The sequence below is a fragment of the Plantibacter sp. ME-Dv--P-122b genome (assembly GCF_030209375.1).
Taxonomy (GTDB): Bacteria; Actinomycetota; Actinomycetes; order Actinomycetales; family Microbacteriaceae; genus Plantibacter.
The window spans coordinates 1-26542 of record NZ_JARVSC010000003.1 but is presented as its reverse complement, the minus strand read 5'-3'; the positions used below and the strand labels follow the sequence as shown (position 1 = coordinate 26542).

Annotated in this window: 25 protein-coding genes; 21 read left to right on the top strand and 4 right to left on the bottom strand. The window is 69.4% G+C overall.

Annotated elements, in window-relative coordinates:
* Positions 1 to 58 precede the first annotated feature (58 nt).
* The 10 genes from infC to pheT all read left to right on the top strand — a co-directional run bounded on the left by infC (position 59) and on the right by pheT (position 9479).
* The gene (gene infC / locus QRN19_RS04915) at positions 59 to 724 is read left to right on the top strand and encodes a translation initiation factor IF-3 (protein WP_350224032.1); all 666 of its coding nucleotides are present in this window, start codon (positions 59 to 61) and stop codon (positions 722 to 724) included.
* 15 nt (positions 725 to 739) lie between these two features.
* Positions 740 to 934 (top strand): 50S ribosomal protein L35, encoded by a 195-nt coding sequence (gene rpmI, locus QRN19_RS04910; protein ID WP_056012069.1) that lies wholly within the window; start codon positions 740 to 742, stop codon positions 932 to 934.
* A 27-nt stretch (positions 935 to 961) separates the two neighbouring features.
* Positions 962 to 1348, top strand: a complete 387-nt coding sequence (rplT, locus tag QRN19_RS04905) for a 50S ribosomal protein L20 (protein ID WP_064294422.1) — start codon at positions 962 to 964, stop codon at positions 1346 to 1348.
* Between the two features lie 102 nt (positions 1349 to 1450).
* Positions 1451 to 2251, top strand: a complete 801-nt coding sequence (locus tag QRN19_RS04900) for a TrmH family RNA methyltransferase (protein ID WP_285025619.1) — start codon at positions 1451 to 1453, stop codon at positions 2249 to 2251.
* 221 nt (positions 2252 to 2472) lie between these two features.
* Positions 2473 to 3192, top strand: coding sequence for an amino acid ABC transporter ATP-binding protein (locus QRN19_RS04895; protein WP_079707380.1), 720 nt, complete (start codon positions 2473 to 2475; stop codon positions 3190 to 3192).
* Between the two features lie 91 nt (positions 3193 to 3283).
* Positions 3284 to 4180, top strand: coding sequence for a glutamate ABC transporter substrate-binding protein (locus QRN19_RS04890; protein ID WP_137243216.1), 897 nt, complete (start codon positions 3284 to 3286; stop codon positions 4178 to 4180).
* A gap of 107 nt (positions 4181 to 4287) precedes the next feature.
* Entirely contained in the window at positions 4288 to 4935 is a 648-nt protein-coding gene (locus tag QRN19_RS04885) for an amino acid ABC transporter permease (protein WP_079707378.1), read from the top strand.
* Positions 4932 to 5831 carry an amino acid ABC transporter permease gene (locus QRN19_RS04880; protein ID WP_086473860.1) on the top strand — a complete coding sequence of 300 codons (900 nt, stop codon included), beginning with the start codon at positions 4932 to 4934 and terminating at the stop codon, positions 5829 to 5831. The genes QRN19_RS04885 and QRN19_RS04880 overlap by 4 nt, the downstream gene beginning before the upstream one ends.
* A gap of 91 nt (positions 5832 to 5922) precedes the next feature.
* Positions 5923 to 6963: a phenylalanine--tRNA ligase subunit alpha gene (gene pheS / locus QRN19_RS04875; protein ID WP_064294511.1), complete on the top strand. Its 1041-nt coding sequence runs from the start codon at positions 5923 to 5925 to the stop codon at positions 6961 to 6963.
* Between the two features lie 2 nt (positions 6964 to 6965).
* A complete protein-coding gene (gene pheT / locus QRN19_RS04870; RefSeq protein ID WP_285025606.1) occupies positions 6966 to 9479 on the top strand; it encodes a phenylalanine--tRNA ligase subunit beta in 2514 nt (837 codons plus the stop codon).
* 73 nt (positions 9480 to 9552) lie between these two features.
* Here pheT and QRN19_RS04865 read toward each other — a convergent pair whose 3' ends face one another.
* A complete protein-coding gene (locus tag QRN19_RS04865; RefSeq protein WP_285025604.1) occupies positions 9553 to 11112 on the bottom strand; it encodes a helix-turn-helix domain-containing protein in 1560 nt (519 codons plus the stop codon).
* A gap of 36 nt (positions 11113 to 11148) precedes the next feature.
* Complete coding sequence (locus QRN19_RS04860; protein ID WP_285025602.1) at positions 11149 to 11796, bottom strand: hypothetical protein; 648 nt, start codon at positions 11794 to 11796, stop codon at positions 11149 to 11151.
* Positions 11797 to 11936: 140 nt separating this feature from the next.
* Between QRN19_RS04860 and QRN19_RS04855 the strand changes: the two genes are divergently transcribed.
* From QRN19_RS04855 to QRN19_RS04815, 9 genes are all read left to right on the top strand, one after another.
* The gene (locus tag QRN19_RS04855; RefSeq protein ID WP_285025600.1) at positions 11937 to 13220 is read left to right on the top strand and encodes a sensor histidine kinase; all 1284 of its coding nucleotides are present in this window, start codon (positions 11937 to 11939) and stop codon (positions 13218 to 13220) included.
* Positions 13217 to 13906 carry a response regulator gene (locus QRN19_RS04850; protein WP_229939654.1) on the top strand — a complete coding sequence of 230 codons (690 nt, stop codon included), beginning with the start codon at positions 13217 to 13219 and terminating at the stop codon, positions 13904 to 13906. Before QRN19_RS04855 ends, QRN19_RS04850 begins: the two co-directional genes overlap by 4 nt.
* Positions 13907 to 14107: 201 nt before the next feature.
* The gene (gene argC / locus QRN19_RS04845; RefSeq protein ID WP_285025595.1) at positions 14108 to 15151 is read left to right on the top strand and encodes an N-acetyl-gamma-glutamyl-phosphate reductase; all 1044 of its coding nucleotides are present in this window, start codon (positions 14108 to 14110) and stop codon (positions 15149 to 15151) included.
* Complete coding sequence (gene argJ / locus QRN19_RS04840; RefSeq protein ID WP_285025592.1) at positions 15148 to 16317, top strand: bifunctional glutamate N-acetyltransferase/amino-acid acetyltransferase ArgJ; 1170 nt, start codon at positions 15148 to 15150, stop codon at positions 16315 to 16317. Before argC ends, argJ begins: the two co-directional genes overlap by 4 nt.
* Positions 16318 to 16319: 2 nt before the next feature.
* The gene (argB, locus tag QRN19_RS04835) at positions 16320 to 17225 is read left to right on the top strand and encodes an acetylglutamate kinase (RefSeq protein ID WP_285025591.1); all 906 of its coding nucleotides are present in this window, start codon (positions 16320 to 16322) and stop codon (positions 17223 to 17225) included.
* Complete coding sequence (locus tag QRN19_RS04830) at positions 17222 to 18406, top strand: acetylornithine transaminase (protein WP_285025589.1); 1185 nt, start codon at positions 17222 to 17224, stop codon at positions 18404 to 18406. Before argB ends, QRN19_RS04830 begins: the two co-directional genes overlap by 4 nt.
* Before the next feature lie 35 nt (positions 18407 to 18441).
* A complete protein-coding gene (gene argF, locus QRN19_RS04825; RefSeq protein ID WP_285025587.1) occupies positions 18442 to 19383 on the top strand; it encodes an ornithine carbamoyltransferase in 942 nt (313 codons plus the stop codon).
* A 69-nt stretch (positions 19384 to 19452) separates the two neighbouring features.
* Entirely contained in the window at positions 19453 to 20883 is a 1431-nt protein-coding gene (gene argH, locus QRN19_RS04820) for an argininosuccinate lyase (RefSeq protein ID WP_285025585.1), read from the top strand.
* 15 nt (positions 20884 to 20898) lie between these two features.
* Positions 20899 to 21516: a DNA-3-methyladenine glycosylase gene (locus QRN19_RS04815; protein WP_285025584.1), complete on the top strand. Its 618-nt coding sequence runs from the start codon at positions 20899 to 20901 to the stop codon at positions 21514 to 21516.
* Between the two features lie 9 nt (positions 21517 to 21525).
* Here the strand turns inward: QRN19_RS04815 and QRN19_RS04810 are convergent, their stop codons facing one another.
* Together QRN19_RS04810 and QRN19_RS04805 are read right to left on the bottom strand one after the other, a co-directional pair.
* Positions 21526 to 22125: a hypothetical protein gene (locus QRN19_RS04810; protein ID WP_285025582.1), complete on the bottom strand. Its 600-nt coding sequence runs from the start codon at positions 22123 to 22125 to the stop codon at positions 21526 to 21528.
* Positions 22122 to 22754: a DNA-binding protein gene (locus QRN19_RS04805; protein WP_285025580.1), complete on the bottom strand. Its 633-nt coding sequence runs from the start codon at positions 22752 to 22754 to the stop codon at positions 22122 to 22124. The genes QRN19_RS04810 and QRN19_RS04805 overlap by 4 nt, the downstream gene beginning before the upstream one ends.
* 169 nt (positions 22755 to 22923) lie before the next feature.
* Between QRN19_RS04805 and tyrS the strand changes: the two genes are divergently transcribed.
* A complete protein-coding gene (gene tyrS / locus QRN19_RS04800) occupies positions 22924 to 24234 on the top strand; it encodes a tyrosine--tRNA ligase (protein WP_285025578.1) in 1311 nt (436 codons plus the stop codon).
* Positions 24235 to 24277: 43 nt separating this feature from the next.
* Positions 24278 to 26173 (top strand): outer membrane protein assembly factor BamB family protein, encoded by a 1896-nt coding sequence (locus QRN19_RS04795; protein WP_285025576.1) that lies wholly within the window; start codon positions 24278 to 24280, stop codon positions 26171 to 26173.
* Positions 26174 to 26542: the final 369 nt, after the last annotated feature.

The following is a 26542-nucleotide window of genomic DNA, read 5'->3' as shown; positions in this document are numbered from 1 at the left end:
ACCGGCGGAGGGTACGGGTGTGTGGTGAACCGAATTCGTCGCGTCGCAGGTATCGGACCTGGTCGCGTGGCATCCCACCCAGTCAGAGGAGCTCCGCATCAGCGATCCCCGTACCAATGACCGTATCCGCGTCCCGGAGGTCCGACTCGTCGGTCCCGGCGGAGAACAGGTCGGCGTCGTCAAAATCGAGGTCGCCCTTCGCCTCGCGCAGGAAGCGGATCTCGACCTCGTCGAGGTCGCACCCAACTCCAAGCCGCCCGTCGCGAAGATCATGGACTACGGCAAGTTCAAGTACGAGGCTGCGCAGAAGGCCAAAGAGGCCCGGCGCAACCAGGCGAACACGATCCTCAAAGAGGTCCGGTTCCGCCTCAAGATCGACCAGCACGACTACGAGACCAAGCGCAAGCGCGCCGAGGGCTTCCTCAAGGCCGGTGACAAGGTGAAAGCCATGATCCAGTTCCGCGGCCGCGAGCAGTCCCGCCCAGAGCAGGGCGTGCGCCTGCTCCAGAAGTTCGCCGAGGACGTGTCCGAGTGGGGCACCGTCGAGTCCACCCCCATGGTCGACGGTCGCAACATGGTGATGGTCGTCGGTCCACTCAAGAACAAGTCCGAGGCGAAAGCCGAAGCCAACGCACAACGTGCGGCATCCAAGGCACGTCCGGCTGACGCCGACGTCGCCGACGAGGCCGCTCCGGTGGAGTCATCCGCCGACGAGAACCGATAAGAAACGAGGAATCCCATGCCGAAGCAGAAGACCCACTCCGGGGCCAAGAAGCGATTCAAGGTCACCGGCAGCGGCAAGCTGATGAAGCAGCAGGCCGGTATGCGACACAACCTGGAGAGCAAGTCCAGCCGTCGCACCCGTCGCCTGAACCAGGACCAGGTGCTGGCGCCCGCCGACGCCAAGGTCATGAAGAAGCTGCTCGGTCGCTAGACCGTTTACCCGTAAGGAACTAGGAACATGGCAAGAGTCAAAAGGGCGGTCAACGCTCACAAGAAGCGTCGCGTCATCCTCGAGCGCGCCGCCGGTTACCGCGGTCAGCGTTCGCGTCTGTACCGCAAGGCCAAGGAGCAGGTCACTCACTCCCTCGTCTACTCGTACCGCGACCGTCGTGCGCGCAAGGGTGACTTCCGTCGCCTCTGGATCCAGCGCATCAACGCCGCATCGCGTGCCAACGGCATGACGTACAACCGCTTCATCCAGGGTCTCGGCCTCGCCGGGATCGAGGTCGACCGCCGTATCCTCGCGGACCTCGCGGTGCACGAGCCCGCCACCTTCGCGGCCCTCGTCGCGTCGGCCAAGGCCGCACTGCCCGCCGACACCTCGGCACCCAAGGTCTCCGCGTAGTCGGAAGCCCTGCGTCCGCCCGGACGACGTGTTCGAACGGCCCGATCCCTGATGGGATCGGGCCGTTTCGTCTGCCCGGAGTGCGACCCATAGGATGGGTGCGTGCTTGACAATCCGCGGTCACCGCGCGTCCGATCCGTCGCCAAACTCGCCAAGCGTCCGGCGAGACAGGAGACCGGCCTGTTCCTCCTCGAAGGACCACAGGCGGTCTCGGAGGCCCTGCAGTTCCGACCCGACCTGATCCTCGAGTTGTACGCGACGCCCACCGCCCTCGAGCGCTACACCGACATCGGGGCCGCGGCCACCGTCGCGGGACTCGAGGTCGAGTTCGTCACCGAGCAGGTCCTCGAGTCGATGGCCGACACCGTCACCCCACAGGGGTTCATCGCGGTGGCGCAGCAGTTCCCGACCTCGATCAAGGACATCTTCGCCGGAGAGCCGCAGCTCGTCGTCATCCTGGAGGAGGTCCGCGATCCGGGCAACCTCGGGACGATCATCCGAGCAGCCGACGCCGCCGGCGCGGACGCCGTCGTCCTGAGCGGACGGACCGTCGACCTCTACAACCCGAAGGTCGTGCGCTCCACGACCGGCTCGCTCTTCCACCTGCCCGTCGCGGTCGGTGTCGAGCTGCCCGCCGTACTGGAGCGGGCCCGTGCAGCGGGAATGCAGACGCTCGCGGCCGACATCAAGGGCGAGGACCTCCTCGTGGCCCGGTCGGAAGGCGTGCTCGCGCGGCCGACGGCATGGGTGTTCGGCAACGAGGCCAGGGGGCTCACCGACGAACACCTCGAGCTCGTCGACCGTGCGGTTACGGTACCGATCTACGGCCGTGCCGAGAGCATGAACCTGGCGACGGCGGCGTCGGTGTGCGTCTTCGAGAGCGCGTTCGCGCAGCACGCCTGAGCGACTGAGGCGTCGACCGTCGAGGTTACGAAACGGTAACCGTAGCGCTTCCGTCATGCGCACGAAACACACGGTCACCTAGTTTGGGTTACATGGAGCCAACAGTGTCCCCGAACTCCGGCCCGACGGAACCCGATGCAGCAGCCTCGCATGGTGCCGCCGGCGCATACGAGACCACGAGCAACCCGATCCAGGCGGGGCGCGGCGAGCCCCTCGTCGTCATGGAGAACGTCGAGAAGCACTACGGCGAGTTCCACGCCCTGAAGGACATCAACCTCACCGTCAACAAGGGCGAGGTCGTCGTCGTGATCGGACCGTCCGGGTCCGGCAAGTCGACGCTCTGCCGGACGATCAACCGGCTCGAGACGATCAGCTCGGGGGAGATCCGGATCGACGGCAAGAAGTTGCCGGAGGAGGGCAAGCAGCTCGCCGAGCTGCGCGCCGACGTCGGCATGGTGTTCCAGTCGTTCAACCTGTTCGCGCACAAGACGATCCGCGAGAACGTCACCCTCGGCCCGATCAAGGTGCGCAAGCAGAAGAAGCGCGACGCCGACGATGCGGCGAAGGTGCTGCTCGAGCGCGTCGGCATCGGCGTGCAGGCCGACAAGCTGCCGGCACAGTTGTCCGGCGGGCAGCAGCAGCGCGTCGCGATCGCGCGCGCCCTCGCGATGAAGCCGAAGGTCATGCTGTTCGACGAGCCGACCTCGGCCCTCGACCCCGAGATGATCAACGAGGTCCTCGACGTCATGGTGCAGCTCGCCAGCGAGGGCATGACGATGATCGTCGTCACCCACGAGATGGGCTTCGCCAGGAAGGCCGCCGATCGCGTCGTCTTCATGGCCGACGGCGAGATCCTCGAGGACACCGACCCCGAGTCGTTCTTCACCAACCCGCAGTCCGAGCGGGCGAAGGACTTCCTGTCGAAGCTCCTCACCCACTGACCCATCCGACTCCGGATCGCGCGACCCGCGCGGCGACCCGGAACTGACCAACCGATCGGCCCGTCCCGGGCACCAAGGAAGGAAGGAAAACATGCGCAAGAGGCTCATGTTCATCACCGCGGGAGTCGCTGCAGCAGCGCTCGCGCTCAGCGGGTGCAGCGGCGGCGACGCCGGCACCGGATCGACCGACGGTGCGTCCGACGGCGGCGCACTCTTCGAGGTCGCCACCGACGTCCAGCTCGAGGGCAGCCCCACGTACGACGCGATGGTGAAGGCCGACAAGGTCCGCATCGGCGTCAAGGAGGACCAGCCCGGTCTCGGTTACCTCGACGCCGCCACCGGCGAGCGTTCCGGCTTCGACGTCGAGATGGCCACCTGGATCGCCGCGTCGCTCGGCTTCGACGCCGACAAGATCGAGTTCAAGGCGATCCCGAGCGCCAACCGCGAGTCGGCCATCGTGAACGGTGACATCGACTACTACGTCGGCACCTACTCGATCACCGACAAGCGCAAGGAGCAGATCGACTTCGCCGGACCGTACTTCGAGACCGGCCAGGGCCTGCTCGTGGCCGCGGACAACGACGACATCAAGGGCGAGGACGACCTCGCCGGCAAGACCGTGTGTTCGGCGACGGGCTCCACGCCCATCCAGAACATCAAGGACAACTTCCCCGACACCAAGACGGAGGAGTTCGACACCTATTCGCAGTGTGTCGAGGCCCTGAACGACGGCAAGGTCGACGCGGTCACGACCGACCAGGCGATCCTGATCGGGTACGCGGCGCAGTTCCCCGACGACCTCAAGGTCGTGGGCGAGCCGTTCAGCACCGAGCTGTACGGCATCGGTCTGCCGAAGGGTGACGACGCCCTCCGCCACTTCATCAACACGATGTTCACCGATGGCGGCGACACCTGGACCAAGATCTACGACGCCACCCTCGGCGCCTCCGGCACCAAGGTGACCCAGCCGGCGGTCGACGACTACTAAGCAGCGCCCCGGGCGGCCGCCGACCAGCGGCCGTCCGGGGGAGCTGTCCCGTCGACTCCGCCCAGGCGCCCGCCACGGGCGTCCCCCTCCCGAAAGGCGTGCGCGACATGAACGTCCTGCTCGACAACCTCGACCTCTTCGTCACGGGCTTCCGCAACACCCTGCTGCTCTTCGTGGTGTCGGGGTTCTTCGCGCTCATCCTCGGCACCATCGTCGGTGCCATGCGGGTCTCGCCGGTCCCGGCGATGCGCCTCTTCGGCACCGTGTACGTCAACACGGTGCGCAACACCCCGCTGACCCTCATCCTCTTCTTCTTCGCCTTCGGCTACCCGAAGCTCGGGCTCCCCGAAGTGAGTTACACGACGCTCGCGATCATCGGGCTGAGCCTCTACACCGCGACCTACGTCGCAGAGGTCCTGCGGTCCGGCGTCAACACGGTACCGATCGGGCAGGCCGAGGCCGCACGCGCGATCGGCCTGCCGTTCGGACAGACCATGACGCTCGTCATCCTGCCGCAGGCGTTCCGGGCCGTCCTGCCTCCGCTGTTCAGCGTGCTGATCGCCCTGCTCAAGAACACGACGGTCGCCGCCGGCTTCTCCGTCGCCGAAGCGGGCGCGATCCGGGCGAACCTGTCCGAGCGCGGCGAACCGCTCCTCATCGGACTGCTGTGGGTGGCCCTCATCTTCGTGGCCCTCGTCTCGCTCCTGTCCCTCGCCCAACGGGCCTTCGAGAAGAAGTGGAGGATCGCGCGATGAGCTCCGTCCTGTTCGACACCCCCGGCCCGAAGGCCATCGTCCGCTACCGCTGGATCGGTGTGGCGACGGTGCTCGTCGTCGCCGGCATCCTCGCCTTCGTCGTCTTCCGCTTCATCGAGACCGGACAGTTCACCGCCTCGAAGTGGAAGCTCTTCACCTTCCCGCGCGTCTGGGAGCAGATCCTCCAGGCGACGGGCGCGACCCTGTCCGCGTTCGCGGTCGCCGCCGTCTGCAGCGTCGTCCTCGGACTGGTGCTGGCGATCGGCCGACTGTCCGACCACAAGGTCATCAACGTCCCCTTCACGATCTTCATCGAGTTCTTCCGGGCGGTCCCGGTCCTCATCCTGATGATGCTCATGTACTACGGGCTGCCGCCCCTCGGCTTCACCTTCGTGACGCCGTTCGTCGCCGTCGCCATCGCGCTGACGCTGTACAACGGCGCGGTGTTCTCCGAGATCTTCCGAGCGGGCATCGAATCGCTGCCGAAGGGGCAGGGCGAGGCCGCCTACGCCATCGGCCTGCGGAAGTCCGCGGTCCTGCGCCTCATCCTGTTCCCGCAGGCGATCCGCGCGATGCTGCCGGTCATCATCGCCCAGCTCGTCGTCGCCCTCAAGGACACGGCGCTCGGCTTCCTCATCACGTACCAGGAGCTCCTCTACCTCGCGAAGCAGTTCGGGTCGCAGGCGCTCTACGGCAGCCCGATCATCCCCTCGATCATCGTGATGGGCTCGATCTACATCGTGCTCTGCCTGATCCTCTCCGGCGTCGCGAAGATCGTCGAGGTGCGTACCCGACGCTCGCCGCGGACGCCGAAGGAACAGGCCGTGACCGAGGACACGACGACCAAGATCCTCGGCATCCAGGCGGGGAACCAGTCGTCCGGCGCGAGCATCTGACGTCCTCCCGACGGAGCCCGGGCGACCGGGTCTCCGTCGGGGTGAGGACGGTCGCCCATGCGGGCCGACCGCCTGGGTAGACTTGGCTCTCGTGTCCGACGCATCCCCAATCTCCGAACCAGCGGTGAACGCCGCGGTCGACGCCGCTCTCGAAGCGATCGCCGCAGCCACCGACTCGGCCGCCCTGAAAGCGGTCCGATCAGCCCACGCCGGCGAAGCGTCACCGCTCGCCGCCCTCAACGGATCGCTCCGCAGCGTGCCGAACGACCAGAAGGCCGCGCTCGGCAAGCTGGTCGGTCAGGCTCGTGGGCGCGTCTCGAAGGCGTTGAGCGAGCGCGAGGGCGAGATCGTCGCCGCCGAGACGGAGGCACGCCTCGCCGCAGAGGCGATCGACGTCACCGCCGTCCCGCTGCGACGCGTGCCCGGTGCCCGGCACCCCCTCACGCTGCTCCAGGACCGCGTGTCCGACATCTTCGTCGGCATGGGGTGGGAGATCGCCGAGGGGCCCGAGGTCGAGAGCGAGTGGTTCAACTTCGACGCCCTGAACTTCGACGCCGACCACCCGGCCCGCGCGATGCAGGACACCTTCTTCGTGGAGCCGCTGGAGTCGCACCTCGTCCTGCGGACGCACACCTCGCCGGTCCAGGTGCGCTCGTTGCTCGAGCGTGAGCTCCCCGTGTACGTGCTCGCCCCCGGGCGCGTCTACCGCACCGACGAGCTCGACGCGACGCACACGCCCGTCTTCATGCAGTTCGAGGGGCTCGCCGTGGACAAGGGCCTGACGATGGCGCACCTGCGCGGAACGCTCGACCACTTCGTGAAGAGCGTCTTCGGCGACGACGCGAAGGTCCGTCTGCGTCCCAGCTACTTCCCCTTCACCGAGCCGAGCGCCGAGCTCGACTTCTGGCACCCGACCTTCAAGGACGGACCGCGTTGGATCGAGTGGGGTGGGTGCGGCATGATCAACCCGAACGTGCTCCGGTCCGCCGGTATCGACCCCGAGGTCTACTCGGGCTTCGCCTTCGGGATGGGTGTCGAGCGCGGCCTGATGCTGCGCGACGGCGTGCAGGACATGCGAGAGATGGTGGAGGGCGACGTCCGCTTCTCCCAGCAGTTCGGGATGGTGGTGTAGTCGTGCGTGTTCCATTGAGCTGGCTCGGGGAGTTCGTCGAACTCGCCCCGGGGACCACCCCTGAAGACGTCCACGCCGCGCTCGTGCGCGTCGGGCTCGAGGAGGAGGACGTCCACCGCTTCGAACTGACCGGTCCCATCGTGGTCGGTGAGGTCCTCGAGTTCGTCGAGGAGCCGCAGTCCAACGGCAAGACCATCCGCTGGTGCCAGGTCCGCGTCGCCGAGGGCGACGCCGACGGGGCGGTACGGGGCATCGTCTGCGGTGCCGGCAACTTCTTCGTCGGCGACCAGGTGGTCGTCACCCTGCCCGGCGCCGTCCTGCCCGGTCCGTTCCCGATCGCGGCTCGCAAGACCTACGGCCACGTGTCGGACGGCATGATCGCGTCGGCTCGCGAGCTCGGTCTCGGTGAGGACCACGACGGGATCCTGCGCCTCTCGACGATCGGGGTCGAGGCGCCCGTCGGCACCGACGCGATCAGCCTGCTCGGCCTCGACGACGCCGCGGTCGAGCTCAACGTGACGCCCGATCGCGGGTACGCGTTCTCGATCCGAGGGGTCGCACGCGAGTACTCGCACGCGACCGGTGCCGCCTTCCGCGACCCGGCGGCGAGCGTCCCCGAGGCGTTCACCGGTCCACTCGACGGCTTCCCCGTCACGATCGACGATGCGGCGCCGGTCCGCGGTCGCGTCGGGTCGAGCGTGTTCGTCGCGCGCGTCGTGCGCGACGTCGATCCGACGAAGCCCACCCCGCCGTGGATGGTGGCCCGGTTGAAGCTCGCCGGCATCCGCTCGCTGTCGCTCGTCGTCGACATCACGAACTACGTCATGCTCGAGCTCGGGCAGCCGATCCACGGGTACGACCTCGACAAGCTCACGGGCGGCATCGTCGTCCGGCGCGCGCGCTCCGGCGAGACCTTCGTCACGCTCGACGGCCAGGAGCGGAAGCTCCACGACGAGGACCTGCTGATCACCGACGACTCGGGCCCGATCGGGCTCGCCGGTGTGATGGGTGGCCTCGACACCGAGATCACCGATGCCACGCGCAATGTCCTCATCGAGGCCGCGAACTTCGACCAGGTGTCGATCGCACGGAGCGCGCGCCGCCACAAGCTGCCGAGTGAGGCGTCCAAGCGGTTCGAGCGCGGTGTCGATCCACAGATCGCCGTCGCCGCCGCGGGTCGCGTCGCACAGTTGCTCGTCGACCTGGCCGGAGGCCGGACGGACGACCTCGGCTCGACCGTCACCGCAGCGCCGGATCGCGAGCCGATCCTGCTCCCCGACGACTACATCAACAGCCTCATCGGCGTCACCTTCGGAGCGGACGAGACCCTATCCGCGCTCGCCGAGATCGGCGCGGCCGTCGAGTCCAGCGAGGGCGGCCTGCTCGTGACGCCGCCGAGCTGGCGCCACGACATCACCGGCAAGGAGGATCTCGCCGAGGAGGTGGCGCGGATCCTCGGATACGACCGCATCCCGTCGGTGCTCCCCGTCGCGCCTCCGGGACGCGGCCTCTCCCGCTCGCAGCGGTTGCGCCGTGGGGTCTCCGACGCGCTCGCCTACGGCGGCGCCACCGAGGTGTTGGCCTACCCGTTCGTCTCCGCCGAGGAGAACGCCCGGTTCGGAGCACCGCAGCCCGGTGCGTTCCCAGCCGTGAAGCTCGCGAACCCGCTCGACGCGAAGGCGCCGTTCCTCCGCGCGTCGATCCTGCCCGGTCTCCTCGCGGTGGCCCACCGGAACGTCTCGCGTGGTCTGACCGACCTCTCGATCTTCGAGGTCGGCGCGGTCTTCCGTCCGTCCCGCCACGGCGCGTTCGGCCAGGCGGAACTCCCACAGGCGGCGGTCCGGCCGAGCGAGGCCCAGCTCGAGGAGCTCGAGGCGGGCGTTCCGGCTCAACCGCGTCATCTCGGTTTCCTCGCGGTCGGCAACGCCGTCCCGAAGCAGCCGGGCCAGCCCGCGGTCGCGGCCGGTATCGCGGACGCGCTCGAGGCCGTCCAGGCCGTCGCGGTAGCGACCGGCGTCGAGATCACCGTCTCGCAGGGCAGCCACCAGGCACTGCACCCCGGACGGACCGCGGCGCTGCATGTCGGCGACGTCCTGGTGGGGTACGCGGGGGAGGTGCACCCGGCCGTCGCCGAGGAGGCGAACCTGCCGCGCGTCGTGGCGGTCGCGGAACTCGACCTGGATCGCATCATCGCGCTCGGCGACGCACTGCCAGAGGCCGTCGGTATCGGCACCCTGCCCGCGGCGACGCAGGACCTCTCCCTGCTCGTCCCCGCGACGGTCTCGGCCGGTGAGGTCCTCGAGGCCGTCCGGGTCGGAGCCGGTTCGCTCCTCGAGCACATCCGCCTCGTCGACGACTACCGAGGTTCGGGCGTGCCCGAGGGCGGCAAGAGCCTGACGTTCGCCCTGCGGTTCCGCGCGCCTAACCGCACGCTCACCGCGGCGGAGGCGAGCGACGCGAAGCTGGCCGGCGCGGCGGTGGCGGCCGAGCGCTTCGGCGCGAGCATCCGGGACTGAGCCGGTCGTACCGGACGACAGCGGCCCCGCGGATCGATGATCTGCGGGGCCGCGTCCGTCGGACGGGACGGACTCAGTCGCGGAAGGTCTCGATCGACGCACCCAGGGTGATGAGCCGCTCCTGCAGCTGCTCGTACCCCCGAGCGATGATGTCGACGTTCCGGAGCACGCTTGTGCCCTTCGCGGCGAGCATGGCGAGCAGGATGACGACGGCCGGTCGCAGCGCCGGAGGGCAGCTCACCTCGGCGCCGGACCAGTGCGTCGGCCCGGAGACGTCGATGCGGTGCGGGTCGCGCAGGCGGACGTTCGCGCCGAGTCGCGTCAGGTCGGTGAGGTGGATCGCCCGCCCCTCGTACACCCAGTCGTGGATGAGCGTGTCACCCTCGGCGCAGGCCGCGATGACCGCGAAGAACGGCAGGTTGTCGATGTTGAGCCCCGGGAACGGCATGGGGTGGATCTTGTCGATCGGGGCGTGCAGCTTGGAGGGGTGCACGGTGACGTCGACGAGTCGGGTTCGGCCGTTCGCCGCCGCGTACTCGGGGGAGCGGGTGTAGCGCAGTCCCATCTCGCCGAGCGTCGCGAGCTCGATCTCCATGAACTCGATCGGCACGCGCGTGACGGTGATCTCCGAATCGGTGACGATCCCGGCGGTGAGCAGACTCATCGCCTCCACCGGGTCCTCGCTCGGCCAGTAGTCGACGTCCTCGTTGATGACGCTGCGGCCGGTGATCCGGAGCGTCGTGCTCCCGATGCCCTCGATGGTGATGCCGAGGAGCTCCAGGTAGAAGCACAGGTCCTGCACCATGTAGTTCGGGCTCGCATTGCGGATGATCGTCACGCCGTCGCGCACCGCTGCGGCCATGATGGCGTTCTCGGTCACGGTGTCGCCGCGTTCGGTGAGCACGACGCTCAGTTCCTCGGGCACGTCCGGTGCGACGGTGGCCTGGTACCAGCCGGCGGTCGCCTCGATGGAGAGGCCGAACGGCCGGAGCGCGATGAGGTGCGGTTCGACGGTGCGGGTCCCGAGGTCGCAACCACCGGCGTAGGGGAGGGCGAAGGTGTCGTAGCGGCCGAGGAGCGGACCGAGGAACATGAGCACGCTCCTGGTTCGACGGCCGGCGTCCTCGTCGATGCTCTCGAGCGACAGGTTATCCGGTACGTGGATCTCGACGTCCTGGCCGTCGGGCGACCAGACCACGGAGACGCCCAGGCTGCGCAGGACGTCGATGATGCGGTCGACCTCGACGATCCGGGCGATGCCGTGCAGCGTGGTGCGGCCGCGGTTCATGAGCGCGGCGCAGAGGAGCGCGACCGAGGCGTTCTTGCTCGAACGCACCGCGATGGTGCCGTGCAGCTGACGGCCGCCCTGCACACGGAGGTGCGAGTTCTTCTTCTGCTCGCCGAAACTGACGATCTCGCTCTCGAGCGCGGTGCTGATCCGGCTCAGGAGGTCGATGCTGATGTTCTGACTGCCCTGCTCGATCCGGTTGATCGCGCTCTGGCTCGTGCCGACGCGTTCCGCCAGCTGGGCCTGGGTGAGTTTGCGTCCCTGTCGGGCGCCGCGGATGAGTGCCCCGACCTGCCGGAGCGGTGCCGCGGGATCCGTTCGTTCAAAGGTTGCCGTGTCTTCCATGCCGTCACTCTATCTCAGATATGAGATAGTGCGCCGTTAGGGACGACCCTGAGGCGTGTGGATGGAATCCGAAACCCGCTCCGTGGTGTCAGGCGCGGGTGCGGAGCTCCGGAAGAGAACGGCGTACACCGGGCCTGCGGCGAACCAGATCGCGGTGATCGCGACGAGCTTGATGATCATGCCCCAGATGACGTCCTCGTTCGCGAGCGCGAAGGACGCGGGGACGGTCCAGCCGACCATGGCCTGCATCGCGAGGAGCCCGGCGACCGCGATCGCGACGGCGAGGACCACCCGACGCCACTCCGACCAGGCGGCGCGGACGTACGCCGGCCCGGACTTCGGCTTCGGCCGCGGTGCTGGACCGCCCGCGAACCGGTGCGCGAACCAGACGTCCGCCTTCGTGATGAGGGCGTGGCCGAACGCCACCGTGAAGCCCAGGTAGATGGTCGCGAGGAGGTGCGTGACGTTGGGCTCCTCGCCGGACGCGAGGTCGGTCGCGGTCAGGACGAGGAGGACGAGGTCCACGACCGGCACACCGATCAACATGATCGCGCTGAGCCGGCGTCGCCGGAGGAGGTAGCGGACCGCGAGCCCGCCGAAGAGGAGGATCCAGAACGCGGCCTCCGCGCCGAGGATGGCCCAGATGAGTGGGCTCGTGCCGAAGAGTTCAGTGAAGCTGTCCATGTTCCGATGGTGTCGCGGGGTGATGCCGTGCCACATCGACCGTGCTGCTGATCCTCCGGCGACGGGGTCAGCGGAACTGCGTACGCGGGCTCGTCCCTCCGGCGCTCGCGCCGCATGGCGCGAGCTGGTGTGATGGAGGTATGGCTGCTCTCGAAGGACCGCGTGCATGGGTGAGCCGACACCGCGAGCCGGTCATCACCACGGTGTGCGCGGCCATGGGACTCCTGTTCGCCCTCCTCGGGATCCATGTCCCCTGGGGGACGACCGTGTCGGAACCGCCGCTCATCCTCACCCTCGTCTTCCTCGCGGCCATCCTGGCGGTGCACCTGCTCCGCCGTCGACGCCCGTTGACCACGCTGGCCGTCGGCATCCTGATAGCCCTGGCCGAGGCACTCACCACCGGGGGCAGCGGCCTCGGGATGCTCATCGTCGTGTCCGACCTCGCCTATGCGGCGGCGCTGTACTCGCGGTCCCGGGTCATGGACGTCGCCGCGCTCGCCTGCACCGCGCTCGCCGTCGTGTCGGTCGGTGTCTTCGCGGTGGTCTGGTTCACCGGCGACGTGCAAGCCGTCGCCCGGCTCGGCAGCGGTGTCCTCCTCGGCTCGCTGATCACCGTGCCGGTCGTCCTGGCGAGTTCGATCTGGTTCGGCAGGATGGTGCGGTACCCGCGCCTCGAGGCCGAACGACAGCGTGAGCGCGCCGACACGATCACGCAGGCGGCGGCTGCCCTGCGGCAGGACGCTGTGACCCGTGAACGGCTCGAGCTCAGCCGGGAGCTGCACGACGTCATCGCCGGTCACCTCTCGGCGATCGCGATGCAGTCCGCGGCTGCCCTGGAACGACGCGACGGCACCGACCCGGTGGCGCTGCGGCGCAGCCTCGCACTCGTCCGGACCAGCAGTCTCGACGCGCTCGCCGACATGCGCACGATGATCGACGTGCTCCGCGGTGACCAGTCGGCCGACGACCTGGCCCAGGCACCGGACCGACTCACCGCCGAGTCGGTCCGCCGCGCGGTCGAGGTCGCCCGTGCCAACGGACTGGAGGTGGAGGTACGGGCTCCGGACGACGCGGCGCTCGCCGAAGTCCCCGCGCAGACCTCGATCGTCGGGCTCCGCACGCTCGTCGAAGGCCTGACGAACACGGCGAAGCACGCACCGGGTGCTTCCGTGCGGGTCGAGGTCTCGCTCCCGCCCGGTGCCCTGTCCGTTACGCTCAGCAACCCACTGCCGACGGCGACCTCGTCTTCGGTGCTCGCCGGGTCCGGTGGGGTCGGCCTGGTAGGCCTGGCCGAGCGGGCACGTCTGGTCGGAGGCGACCTCGTCGCGGGGCCGGACGGTCCCGACTGGCGGACGGCGCTCACCGTGCCGACCCCGGTGTCGCCGGCCACCCCCGCGGTCGTCACCGCAGGAGGGGCGTCATGACCATCACGGTCCTCATCGCGGACGACCATGCGGCCGTCAGAGCGGGTCTGGGAGCGCTGCTCGACGAGCCGGACGACATCCTGGTCATCGCCGAGGCGGCGGACGGGGAGGCCGTCGTCGCGCAAGCCGTGCGACACCGACCGGACGTCGTGTTGCTCGACGTCCAGATGCCGCGTGCCTCGGGGATCGACGCGATCCCGGCCATCCTCGCCGCGGTCACCCCACCGCCGAGCATCATCATGCTCACGACCTTCGCCCTCGACCGGTACGTTGACGAGGCGCTGGCGGCCGGGGCGAACGCCTTCCTGGTGAAGACGGTCTCCGCTGCCGGCCTCGTCGATGCGATCCGACGAGTGCACGCGGGCGAGGCGGTGCTCGCCCCCGAGGTGACCCGCAGAGTCCTCGAACGTCTCGCCGCGGCCAGACCTCCGGTCGTGCCGGAGCCGGCGCCGGCGCACCCCGGTCTGGCCACGCTGACACCGCGGGAGCGTGAGGTCCTCGAGCAGCTGCGCGAGGGGCTGAGCAACGCCGGGATCGCGACCGCGCTCGGGCTGTCCGAGGCGACGGCCCGCACGCACGTGTCCCGGATCCTCGTGAAGCTCGACGCACGGTCGCGGGTCCAGGCCGCGCTCATCGCGGAGCGGGCTGCTCCGGGCGCGGATTCGTCGGCATCCTCGTCGTCGTAGTACGCTCTCGACATGGCACGTTTCCAGGCACAGGGTTCTTCGCGGGCGGTCACGCTCCGCGCCCTCCGCCGTCCCGTGTCCGCACGCGCTACCGCAGAGCGACGATAGGCGACCCCGGTGCTCGCACGGTCCAGGTGACCGTGCAGTCGTCCAGGAGTCGCCGCCTCCGCCCCTCGAGCGTCCACTCAATAAGGTAGAGCCATGTCCTTCTCTGTAGCGGTGGCCGGAGCATCCGGCTACGCAGGAGGCGAGCTGCTTCGGCTGCTCGCCGACCACCCCGACTTCGACGTCAGGACGGTGACCGCGCACGCGAACGCCGGTCAACCGCTCGTCGACCACCAGCCACACCTCCGATCGCTCCGGCATCTCGTCCTCGAGGCGACGACGCCGGAGGTGCTCGCGGGACACGACGTCGTCTTCCTCGCCCTGCCGCACGGCAAGTCGGGCGAGGTCACGGCGTCGCTTCCGCCGGAGACCCTCGTCGTCGACTGCGGAGCCGACCACCGGCTCGTCGACGAAGCCGACTGGGACGCCTTCTACGGCGGCGACTACTTCGGCGCATGGGCGTACGGCGTCCCGGAGCTGCAGACCGCCACCGGTCGGGGGCGCGACGCGCTCGTGGGCGCCAAGCGGATCGCCGCTCCCGGGTGCAACGCGAGCACCGTCGCCCTGTCCCTCGCGCCCGGCATCGCCGCGGGGGTGATCGAGCCGCTCGACCTCGTCTCCGTGCTCGCCGTCGGGCCGTCCGGCGCGGGGAAGAGCCTGAAGGTCAACCTGCTCGCGAGCGAGGTGCTCGGCACGGCCAACCCGTACGCCGTGGGCGGTACCCACCGGCACATCCCCGAGATCACGCAGAGCCTCCGGGCGGCCGGTGCCGATCGCGCGTCCATCTCCTTCACCCCGGTCATCGTCCCGATGTCGCGTGGCATCCTGGCCACCTCGACGGCACGCATCGTCCCGGGCACCACGGCGGCAGCGGTCCGCGAGGCCTGGGAGACGGCCTACGCCGACGAACCGTTCGTCCAGGTGCTGCCCGAGGGCTCGTTCCCGCGGACGGCCGACGTCCTCGGCGCCAACACCGCGCTGATCGGACTCGCCGTCGACGAGACGGTGGGACGGGTCGTCGTCGTGACCGCCGTCGACAACCTCGTGAAGGGGACCGCCGGCGCGGCGATCCAATCGGCGAACATCGCGCTCGGGCTTTCCGAGACGACCGGCTTGAGTGTGAATGGAGTGGCACCGTGAGTGTGACAGCAGCAGCAGGGTTCCTCGCGGCGGGCGTCGCCTGCGGCCTCAAGACCTCCGGGGGCCTCGACCTCGCGGTGGTCCAGAACGTCGGTCCGTTGCAGCACGCGGCGACGGTGTTCACGAGCAACCGGTGCAAGGCCAACCCGATCCTCTGGAGCGAGCAGGTCATGCAGGACGGCATCGTCTCGGCGATCGTCCTGAACTCCGGCGGCGCGAACTGCTACACGGGGACGCGCGGTTTCCAGACGACCCACGCGACCGCGGAGGCCGTCGCCGAGCGACTCGCGATCTCGGCCGGCGACGTCCTCGTCTGCTCCACGGGGCTCATCGGCGAACAGCTCGACCTCGACAAGCTGACCGCGGGCGTGTGGGACGCCACCCGCGCCGTCGCCGACGAGGATGGCGCGAGCGAATCGGCCGGGCTCGCCGCGGCGACCGCGATCATGACGACCGACACGAAGCCGAAGCAGGCCGTGCGGAGCGCGGACGGCTGGACCGTCGGCGGCATGGCGAAGGGTGCCGGCATGCTCGCCCCCGGGCTCGCGACGATGCTCGTCGTCATCACGACCGACGCCGTGCTCGAGCCGGCACAGCTCGACCAGGCGCTCCGCAGCGCGACCCGTGTCACCTTCGACCGCCTCGACTCCGACGGCTGCATGTCCACCAACGACACGGTCTCACTGCTCGCCTCCGGCGCCAGCGGTGTCACCCCGGAGCTGTCCGCCTTCACCGAGGCGCTGACGGAGGTGTGTCGCGATCTCACCCTGCAGTTGCAGGCCGATGCCGAGGGTGCGGCCCACGACGTCGCGATCGAGGTCGTCGGCGCGGTGTCCGAGGACGACGCGGTCGAGGTCGCCCGTGCGGTCTCCCGCAGCAACCTCTTCAAGGCGGCCATCTTCGGCAACGACCCGAACTGGGGCCGGGTGCTCGCGGCCGTCGGGACCACGGGCGCCGAGTTCGACCCGTACGGGATCGACGTGGCAATGAACGGCGTCCAGGTGTGCACGGCCGGCGAGCCGGATCAGTCGCGCGACCTCGTCGACCTCGCGCCGCGCGCCGTGCACGTGCTCATCGACCTCCACGCCGGTGACACGGGAGCCACCATCTGGACGAACGACCTCACGCACGATTACGTGCACGAGAACAGCGCCTACGCGAGCTGATGATGACCCAGTATCGAGACAACTCTCCCGAGGAGGCGGCGATCAAGGCCGCCACCCTCATCGAGTCGCTTCCCTGGCTGAAGACCTTCCGCGACCAGACGATCGTCGTGAAGTTCGGTGGCAACGCGATGGTGAGCGAGGAGCTCGCGCAGGCGTTCGCCGAGGACATGGTCTATCTGCGCTACGCGGGGCTGAAGCCCGTCGTCGTCCATGGTGGCGGCCCGCAGATCTCGGCGATGCTCGAGCGGCTCGACATCCACAACGAGTTCCGCGGCGGGTACCGGGTCACGACGCCCGAGGCCATGGAGGTCGTCCGCATGGTCCTCACCGGTCAGGTCAACCCCGAGCTCGTGGGGCGGATCAACGAACACGGCCCGCTCGCCGCAGGACTGTCCGGCGAGGACGCGGGCCTGTTCGGCGGACGTCGTCGCTCGATCGTCGTCGACGGCGAGACCGTGGACATCGGGCTCGTCGGCGACGTCGTCAGCGTCGACCCCACCTCGGTGCAGGCCTACCTCGACGCCGGCAACATCCCGGTGGTCTCCTCGATCGCCCCCGACCTCGACCAACCGGGCCAGACGCTCAACGTGAACGCCGATGCGGCCGCCGCGGCGCTCGCCGTCGCCCTCGGCGCCGCGAAGCTCGTCATCCTGACCGATGTCGCCGGGCTGTACAGCGACTGGCCGAACCGCGACTCGCTCGTCTCGCAGATCACGACGAGCGAGCTCCGAGCCATGCTGCCCTCGCTCGAATCGGGCATGATCCCGAAGATGACCGCCTGCCTCGACGCCGTCGACGGCGGGGTCGCCAAGGCCGCCATCATCGACGGCCGCGTACCCCACTCCATCCTGCTCGAGGTGTTCACCCAGAACGGCTCAGGCACCGAGGTCGTCCCGGAGGACTCATGAGCGACTGGAAGAGCCGCGTCGAACGCGACATGATGCGCACGTTCAACACGCCGATCGCCATGCTGACCCGCGGTGAGGGATGCCACGTCTGGGACGCCGAGGGCAACCGCTACCTCGACTTCCTCGCGGGCATCGCGGTGAACGCGCTGGGACACGCACACCCCGCGTTCGTCGCGGCGATCACGCGACAGGCGAGCACGCTCGCGCACGTCTCCAACTACTTCTCGAGTCCGCCGCAGCTCGAGCTCGCGGCCCGACTGAAGCGTCTCGCCGGAGCGGACGAGGGCGGCCGGGTGTACTTCGCGAACTCCGGTGCAGAGGCGAACGAGGCGGCGTTCAAGCTCGCCCGGCTCAACCACGGCGACGGATCGCGGACACGGGTCCTCACCCTGGAGAACTCCTTCCACGGGCGGACCTTCGGTGCCCTCGCCCTGACCGGCAAGCCCGCGTTGCAGGAGGGGTTCCACCCGCTCCCGGGTGGCGTCGAGCACATCCCGACCACGATCGAGGCGCTCGAGGCGGCGATCGACGACCGGGTCGCCGCGCTGATCCTCGAACCGATCAAGGGTGAAGCCGGCGTCATCGACCTGCCGGAGGGCTACCTCGCCCGTGCCAGGGCCCTCACCGAGGCGCACGGCGTGCTGCTCATCATCGACGAGATCCAGACCGGGGCCGGACGGACGGGGGAGTGGTTCGCGTTCCAGCGGGACGGCATCGTACCGGACGCGATCACCGTCGCCAAGGGGATCGGCGGCGGCATGCCGATCGGCGCCCTCGTCACCTTCGGCGCCGCCTCCGAGCTGTTCGGCCCCGGCCAGCACGGCAGCACCTTCGGCGGCAACCCGCTCGCGACCGCGACGGCGAACGCGGTGCTCGAGGAGATCGAGCGCGCCGGGCTGGTGCAGAACGCCGCCGCGCGCGGTGAGCAGTTGCGGGCCGTCATCACCGCGATCGGTTCCCCGCTCGTCGAGGAGGTCCGCGGACACGGGCTGCTCATCGGCATCGGCTTGAGCGCCCCGGTGGCCGCGGAGCTGTCGACCGCTGCGTTCGAGCGAGGGCTCATCATCAACGCCCCCAACGCGACGAGCATCCGGATCGCGCCGCCGCTCATCATCGGCGACGCCGAGATCGACGAGTTCACCTCCCTCTTCCGCGCGGCGCTCGACGCCGTCCAGGCCTGACCGGCCATCGACCCACACGAACAGGACCACCAGACATGACCCGTCACTTCCTCCGCGACGACGACCTCAGCCCGGCCGAGCAGTCCGAGATCCTCGACCTCGCCACTGAACTGAAGCGCGACCGCTGGTCGCGCAAGCCGCTCGAAGGCCCGCAGACCGTCGCGGTCATCTTCGACAAGTCCTCGACGCGGACACGCGTCTCCTTCGCCGTGGGGATCGCCGACCTCGGCGGATCACCGCTCATCATCTCGACGGCGAACAGTCAGCTCGGCGGCAAGGAGACGGCCGCCGACACCGCTCGCGTCCTCGAACGTCAGGTCGCCGCGATCGTCTGGCGGACCTACGCCCAGTCCGGTCTCGAGGAGATCTCGGCCGGGACGACCGTGCCCGTCGTCAACGCGCTGTCCGACGACTTCCACCCGTGCCAGCTGCTCGCCGACCTCCTCACGATCCGCGAGCACAAGGGCGAGCTCGCCGGTCTGACGATGTCGTTCTTCGGTGACGGAGCGAGCAACATGGCCCACTCCTACCTGTTGGCCGGCGCGACGGCGGGGATGCACGTCCGCATCGCCGCACCGGCCGAGTTCGCTCCGGCTGCGGACGTCGTCGCCGACGCGGAGCGCATCGCCGCGACGACGGGCGGCTCCGTGCTCGTGACCACCGACCCCGACACGGCGGCGGCGGGTGCCGACGTGATGATCACCGACACCTGGGTGTCGATGGGCAAGGAGGACGAGAAGGCGCAACGCGTCGCCATCTTCGGCGGCTACCGCGTGGACCGCAGGCTCATGGGGCTCGCCGCGTCCGACGCCGTCTTCATGCACTGCCTGCCCGCCGATCGCGGCTTCGAGGTCGAGGCCGAGGTCATCGACGGAGCGCAGAGCATCATCTGGGACGAGGCGGAGAACCGCCTCCACGCGCAGAAGGCCCTGCTGGTGTGGCTGCTCGAGCAGCAGCACGCCGGCTCCGCGGCCTGACCCTTCCCCGGCTGCGGCCGACCGACCAGTCCGGAGTACTCCGGACGCCAGCAGTACAGGAGGCCCATCGTGGCAGATCAGCAGAACCGAGCAGGCGAATCCGGGGCACTCTGGGGTGGACGCTTCGCGAGCGGCCCGTCGCCGGAACTCGCGCGTCTGAGCAAGTCCACCCAGTTCGACTGGGTCCTCGCCGCATACGACATCGCGGGCTCCCGTGCCCACGCCAAAGCGCTCGCGTCGGCGGGGTACCTCGACGAGGACGAACTCCGCGGGATGCTCGCCGCCCTCGACGTCCTGGACGCCGACGTGGCCGACGGGACGTTCGTCGCGGCGGAGAGCGATGAGGACGTCCACTCGGCGCTGGAACGCGGGCTCGTCGAACGGGCCGGCAAGGAACTCGGTGGGAAGCTGCGCGCCGGACGAAGCCGGAACGACCAGATCGCGACGCTCGTGCGGCTCTACCTCATCGATCACGGACGGGTGATCGCCCGAGACGTCATCCACCTGATCGACGCGATCGTCTCCCAGGCCGAAGCACACCCCGACGCGGTGATGCCCGGCCGCACGCACCTGCAGCACGCCCAGCCGGTGCTGCTCGCCCACCAGCTGCTCGCGCACGCCTGGCCGCTCACCCGCGACCTGGAACGGCTCCGCGACTGGCTCGCCCGGGCGAGCGCCTCGCCGTACGGTTCCGGAGCGCTCGCAGGCAGTTCCCTCGGGCTCGACCCGGTGCTCGTCGCGCACGAGCTCGGGCTCGACCGGCCGACCGAGAACTCGATCGACGCCACCGCCAGCCGCGACGTGGTCGCCGAGTTCGCGTTCATCACCTCGCTCATCGGGATCAACCTGTCCCGGTTCGCCGAGGAGATCATCGTCTGGAACACCCGCGAGTTCGGGTTCGTGACCCTCGACGACGCCTACTCGACCGGCTCGAGCATCATGCCGCAGAAGAAGAACCCCGACATCGCCGAGCTCGCCCGCGGGAAGTCCGGGCGACTCATCGGGAACCTGACCGGGTTGCTGGCGACGCTGAAGGCGCTGCCGCTCGCGTACAACCGCGACCTGCAGGAGGACAAGGAGCCGGTGTTCGACTCCGTGAACCAGCTCGAGGTGTTGCTGCCGGCGTTCACCGGGATGGTGGCGACGCTCCGCTTCGACACGGCACGGCTGCGCGAGCTCGCACCGGAGGGGTTCTCCCTCGCGACGGACGTCGCCGAGTGGCTCGTCAAGCAGGGTGTGGCCTTCCGCGACGCTCACGAGATCAGCGGCGAGCTCGTGCGGTACTGCGAGGAGCGCGGGCTGGCACTCGACGAACCGGACGACGCCGCACTGGCGGGTGTCTCGGAGCATCTCACACCGGCCGTGCGGAGCGTCTTGACCGTCGACGGCTCGATCGGCAGCCGACTCGGCGCCGGCGGGACGGCTCCGGAGCGGGTCCAGGACCAGCTCACGACACTCGTCGGGCGGGTGGGCGCGCTGTCGCAGGCCCTCTCGCTCTAGACGGGGCGGGGTCCGATGACGACGGCCGGTCCGCTGCGGGCGCTGACCTCGGGATCGGCCCTCGAGGTCGCGCCCGCGCTGCTCGGAGCGGTGCTGTCCCACACGACGCCCGAGGGCACCGTGTCGGTCCGCCTCACGGAGGTCGAGGCCTATCTCGGGGTCGGCGAGGATCCCGGATCCCATGCGCACCGTGGTCCGACCCCGCGCACGAGTCCGATGTTCGGTCCGCCCGGGCATCTGTACGCGTACTTCAGCTACGGCATGCACGTCTGCATCAACGTCGTGTGTTCACCGGTCGGCACGGCGTCGGCCGTCCTCCTGCGTGCCGGCGAGGTCGTCGCGGGGCTGGAGCTCGCGCGGCTGCGACGCGGTGAACGGGTGCCGGATCGCGACCTGGCCAGAGGACCGGCGCGGCTCACCGTGGCGCTCGGGATCGCGCTCGACCAGTCGGGTGACGACCTCGCCGAGCCGCCCTTCGACGTGCTCCTGCCCGAGCGCCCGCTCGCCTCGGCGACCGGTCCGCGGACGGGCGTCAGCGGGGTCGGTGGGGGAGCCGCCTACCCGTGGCGGTTCGTGCTGCCGGGGGAGACGACCGTCTCGCCCTACCGCCGGTCGCCCCGGGCGATGGACTGACCCGCCGACTCAGCCTCGCGCGAGCAGCAGGATCGACGCCACCCCGGCCGCCCAGAGGAGGCTGGCGAGCGAGCCGATGATGAACCGCTCGCGCGCCTCGGCCGAGTCGAGTTCGGTGAAGCGTCCGACACCCTTCACCGCGACGATGACCGCGATCGCCTCCGGATAGCCGGAGAACAACGCGGCGACGAGGGCGAGCCGTTCGAGGATCCCGATCGCGGTCCCGCCGCGCAGCACCTCGATGGGACGTCCGACGACCTGTGACGCGCTCGGGTTCCGGTGCTCCACGAGGATGCCGCCGTGGATCCCGGGGGCGACGCTGCCCTTCGTCGCGAGGGCGAGGACGAAGGAGGCGACCGGACCACCGCCGGCGACCGCGACAGCGAGGGTGAAGACGCCGAGGAGCACGAGTGCCGGACCGGTCGGTGGGACCGAGGGGACGAGCGCGACCAGGAGGGCCCCGATCACCATGAGGGCAGCCGCCACGACCATGAGACGATCCGCGAGACGCGCGCTCAACACCCGGGCCAGCAGGAGGAAGACGAGCGCGCTTCCGAGGAAGCCGATGACGGTCGGCCAGGTGATGGGCGTGAGTGTGACGAGGTTCATCGCTCGTCCTTTCGGTCGTCGGGGTGGTGCACGGAGGCGTCCTGGTCGAGCTTCGCCAGGAGGCGGATGAGCGCGGTGATCGCGGCGGCTTCGGCTCGGACTCCGGCGGCCGCGACCCGGCGACTGACCGAACTCTCGGTGATGCCGAGTCGTGCCGCTGCCTCGGACTGGGTCACGCCGGCCGCGAGCAGGTCGGCGACCTCCCATCCGCCGGCGGTCCTCCGGTCGCGGAGGTGGAGGAGGAGCACGATGAGCGCCTCGACGTCGGCGCCGCCCTGCTGGTCGGCCGCCTCGAGCGCGAACCGGAAGGGCGCGCGCTTGGCCCGCGTGACGGCCTCCCGCGCGGCGTAGAAGGCCTGACCGGTCGCAGCTCGGGTCGAGTCGGGGAGCGGACGTCGGACGTCGCCTTGTCCGATGCCCACGCTCCAGCCGCGATCTCGGAGGAGGTGGAGTGCGATGCCGAGCGCGACCTCGGTGTCCTCGGTGGCGAGCTGGAACTCGTCGCCCGCCGTGCGCTCGGCCTGGAGGAGCAGGCTCTCCGGGAACCGATCGTTGATCGACTCGATGACACCGGCGGCGCGATCAGGGCCGGTCCGGCTCGCGATCTGATCGACGGTCAGCACGTACACGGCTCTCCTCTCGGCGGTGGTCGGCTCGATCACCCTATCCACAACATGCAGGTATTTCCACAACTCCGACAAATGATAGGAATTCCTGCACGTGTCACGATCGCCGTGATCGCGCCGGTGCCGATGCGCCCGACTCAGCAGCCGATGCCGCGCTGATAGCCTTGCAAGCGTGTCGAACCTCGCTCTTCCTGACCAGCGCAACGATCCGACCTTCGACGACGTCTGGGACGAACTCGTCTGGCGCGGGCTCGTCCACGTGTCGACGGATCAGCAGGAGCTGAAGCGTCTGCTCGGTGGAACGCCGATCACCTACTACTGCGGGTTCGACCCGACGGCGGCGAGCCTCCACCTGGGCAACCTGGTCCAGCTGCTCGTCATGCGTCGGCTGCAGCTGGCCGGACACCGCCCGCTCGGGCTCGTCGGCGGTTCGACCGGCCTCATCGGCGACCCACGACCGACCGCCGAGCGCACACTGAACACGCCGGACACCGTCGCCGAGTGGGTGCAGTCCCTCCGCGCACAGATCGAACGCTTCCTCAGTTTCGAGGGCGAGAACGCCGCGCGCATGGTCAACAACCTCGATTGGACCGCACCGCTCTCGGCGATCGACTTCCTGCGGGAGATCGGCAAGCACTACCGCGTCGGCACGATGCTGAAGAAGGACGCGGTCAGTGCCCGCCTGAACTCGGAGGCGGGGATCAGCTACACCGAGTTCAGCTACCAGATCCTCCAGGGGATGGACTACCTCGAGCTGTACCGCGAGTACGGCTGCGTCCTGCAGACCGGCGGGAGCGACCAGTGGGGCAACCTCACGAGCGGCACCGACCTCATCCACCGGGTCGAGCGGGCCACCGTCCACGCGATCGGGACCCCGCTGATCACGAACTCGGACGGCACGAAGTTCGGGAAGAGCGAAGGCAACGCGATCTGGCTCGACCCGAGCATGACGAGTCCGTACGCGTTCTACCAGTTCTGGGTCAACACCGACGATGCGGACGTCATCGCCCGGCTGAAGGTCTTCACGTTCCTCGATCGGGTGGAGATCGAGCGACTGGCGGCCGCGACCGAGTCGGAACCGTTCAAGCGAGAGGCGCAGAAGACCCTCGCCTACGCCGTCACCGCGCTCGTCCACGGGGAGGCCGCGACCGATGCGGCCATCGCCGCGTCGGCCGCGCTCTTCGGGCAGGGGGATCTGGAGGCGCTCGACGCGGACACGCTGCGGTCAGCCGTCACGGAGTTGCCGAATGCGCGGGTGGCCGCGGAGACGCTCGTCATCCAGGCGCTCGTCGACACGGAGCTGTGTGCAAGCCTCGGTGAGGCTCGACGCGCGGTCGCCCAGGGAGGGGTTTCGGTGAACAACCGCAAGATCGACGACGTCGACGCGACCCTGGACGACCGGTTCCTCACGGGCGGGGTGGCCGTGCTGCGCCGCGGCAAGCGCACCCTCGCCGGGCTGTCCCTCGACGGCGCTCCCGCCTGATCCGCCGACGACGGCATCGTCGTCGTCATCGAACCTGAAGGGGATGCTCCGAGTGCAGCTCTGCGAGGCGTGCGGAACCGAGATCGTCGACCGTCGCGACGGTGTGTGCCCGAGTTGTGGGGCCATGCTGCCGCTGCGCACGGGCGAGCTGTCGACGGTGGAGACGGCGGCCGTGCCGGAGCAGGAGTCATTGGACGAGTCGACGGACGAGCTCGAGTCGGAGTCGACGGACGATCAGCCGACGACGGCCGATGACGGCGACCTCGTCGAGACCGATGCACCCCACGTCGAGACCGGTGCCCCAGCAGCGGAAGCCGATCGACTGCCGTCGCCGGACGTCGACACGACTGAGCCCACGAACCCCGGTACCGCGACGTCGATCGCGCCGAGCGCGGTGCCGACACCGGTCCCGGATCCCGAATCCACCGACCCGGCGCCGGCGCAGGCGTCGACTCCGCACCCGGCGACAGTCGCTGCGGCCGAACCGGCCTCGGCAACCGCCGCGGGGGAGGCACGGGAGGAACCGACCGCGCGCCGCGCCCTCTGGCACCCTGATTCGTTGCCCACCACGGTCAAGCGGACCCCCTCGCGCCGACGATGGTTCCTCCTCGGCGGACTCGCACTCGCCGTGGTCGCTGCGATCGTCGCGGTCGTGCTCATCGTGGTCGCAGCCGTTCCCCACCGCGTCGAGGGGCTCGCGCTCCTCCGCGACCTCCCGACGAAGCCGGCCGTCGGAACGTGGGAACTCACGCATCCGCTGGATGACGAGGTGCCCGCGGGCGACGAGCTCTACCTGAACGGGTACACCGCGAGCCCCAACACCGCGCTGCTCGTGTGGTCGACCGACCGGCCACTGGATCAGACGACCCTCGACGACGCTCCGGGCGAGACGGTGGTCTCCCTGGTGAACACGGCGAACGGCCACACGCTCTGGGACCGTCGCGTCACCGAGCTCTCTCCGGAGTTCGACCGCTTCGACGCACCGGTGGTCGTCTCCCCACCGGATGCGGCCGCGATCGTGCTCAGCCAGGGTGACCTCATGGTCGCCGTGAGCCGTCGCGACGGGCACGTGGTCTCCACGTCGCAAGAGCACTCGAGTGTCGAGGGGATCGGCTTCGCCGACTTCGCCGCGCCGGCGGCGTTCGTCCCGGGGCTCGAGGGCGACCTGCTCATCTCCTCGACCACGGCCGACGGCACCGGGACGGTCGGCCGCTATCGGTCGACGGACCTGACCGACCCGGTCTGGGAGGTCAGCGGTGACGCCGGCGAGCGGGCGACCACCGCGGGCGACAAGCTCTTCTACGACGGTGCGGTGTACTCGCTCGACGACGGATCGACCATCGATTGGCAGGGTGACCTCTCCTGGTACTACCAGCAGGTGGGCGGCGATCTCGTCGCGATCGACTACTCCGGCAACGACACCACGATCCGTGGGGTGGACGACCGCACCGGCGCCGAGCGCTGGAAGGCGACCGGGGCGCTGCCGGTGGTGCTCGACGCGAGCGGGCTGTTGGTCGTCGCCGACCAGTCGGGGGAGCGGGTCCGCCGCCTCGACCCGCGATCCGGCGAGGTCGAGTGGCGCAGCGGACTGACGAGCACCTGGGACGGCGCCTACACCGTGGGCGACACGATCATGCTCGGTGACGGCGAAGGCGGATACACCGGGGTCGGCGCTCGAGACGGCGAGATCCGATACGAGGAGCAGGACGCCGAGGGCAGCCTCGTCGGGTACAGCGACCGGACCCTCCTGCTCACGCTGGACGACACGCTCGTCGGGATAGACGCGACCACGGGCGAGCGCGGTTGGTCGGTCGACTCCGCCGGAGACGAGTATTCGTTCACCGCCTGGGGCGGAAGCCCACTCGCCGTCGCGACGGTCGTCGCGGCCGGTTCCGACGCGGTGGCCGTCCTCGGCATCGGTGACGCCGATCGCGACTGAAGCGCGTGGATCCGGGCGACACGCCCGGGATGCAGTGATGATTTGCCAGCCCCTGGCGCTCTGCGTAAAGTAATCACTCGTCACCCCAAAGGTGCGGGAAGCGGAAGAGCTTCCCGGCCTCAAGTGGGACTGATACCCAGCCAAAAGCCGAGCATCTCCACGTGAGTCAAACTCACACTTGAGACCGTCTCACTTCAAGACTAGGTTGGAACTTCCCAGCTCTCGGGTCATCGAAGCGGTGAGGATCAGACAGACTCCGGTCCACTCAGATCAGCTCCTGGTTCGACTTGACAAGAACCGAAGAAGTGGTAAGTTAGAGAAGTTGCCCTGCAGGGCGGTCGTGATGGCCAAAGGCAGGAGCATCCGATC

Bases quoted from the DNA above. Each gene is read 5' to 3' on its own strand.
- argC (WP_285025595.1), top strand. From the start codon at position 14,108: ATGTCCTTCTCTGTAGCGGTGGCCGGAGCATCCGGCTACGCAGGAGGC.
- QRN19_RS04850 (WP_229939654.1), top strand. From the start codon at position 13,217: ATGACCATCACGGTCCTCATCGCGGACGACCATGCGGCCGTCAGAGCG.
- QRN19_RS04865 (WP_285025604.1), bottom strand. From the start codon at position 11,112: ATGGAAGACACGGCAACCTTTGAACGAACGGATCCCGCGGCACCGCTC.
- argF (WP_285025587.1), top strand. From the start codon at position 18,442: ATGACCCGTCACTTCCTCCGCGACGACGACCTCAGCCCGGCCGAGCAG.
- QRN19_RS04885 (WP_079707378.1), top strand. From the start codon at position 4,288: ATGAACGTCCTGCTCGACAACCTCGACCTCTTCGTCACGGGCTTCCGC.
- QRN19_RS04860 (WP_285025602.1), bottom strand. From the start codon at position 11,796: ATGGACAGCTTCACTGAACTCTTCGGCACGAGCCCACTCATCTGGGCC.
- QRN19_RS04795 (WP_285025576.1), top strand. From the start codon at position 24,278: ATGCTCCGAGTGCAGCTCTGCGAGGCGTGCGGAACCGAGATCGTCGAC.
- QRN19_RS04830 (WP_285025589.1), top strand. From the start codon at position 17,222: ATGAGCGACTGGAAGAGCCGCGTCGAACGCGACATGATGCGCACGTTC.
- QRN19_RS04895 (WP_079707380.1), top strand. From the start codon at position 2,473: ATGGAGAACGTCGAGAAGCACTACGGCGAGTTCCACGCCCTGAAGGAC.
- QRN19_RS04855 (WP_285025600.1), top strand. From the start codon at position 11,937: ATGGCTGCTCTCGAAGGACCGCGTGCATGGGTGAGCCGACACCGCGAG.
- rplT (WP_064294422.1), top strand. From the start codon at position 962: ATGGCAAGAGTCAAAAGGGCGGTCAACGCTCACAAGAAGCGTCGCGTC.
- rpmI (WP_056012069.1), top strand. From the start codon at position 740: ATGCCGAAGCAGAAGACCCACTCCGGGGCCAAGAAGCGATTCAAGGTC.
- QRN19_RS04890 (WP_137243216.1), top strand. From the start codon at position 3,284: ATGCGCAAGAGGCTCATGTTCATCACCGCGGGAGTCGCTGCAGCAGCG.
- QRN19_RS04810 (WP_285025582.1), bottom strand. From the start codon at position 22,125: ATGAACCTCGTCACACTCACGCCCATCACCTGGCCGACCGTCATCGGC.
- QRN19_RS04880 (WP_086473860.1), top strand. From the start codon at position 4,932: ATGAGCTCCGTCCTGTTCGACACCCCCGGCCCGAAGGCCATCGTCCGC.
- QRN19_RS04815 (WP_285025584.1), top strand. From the start codon at position 20,899: ATGACGACGGCCGGTCCGCTGCGGGCGCTGACCTCGGGATCGGCCCTC.
- argB (WP_285025591.1), top strand. From the start codon at position 16,320: ATGACCCAGTATCGAGACAACTCTCCCGAGGAGGCGGCGATCAAGGCC.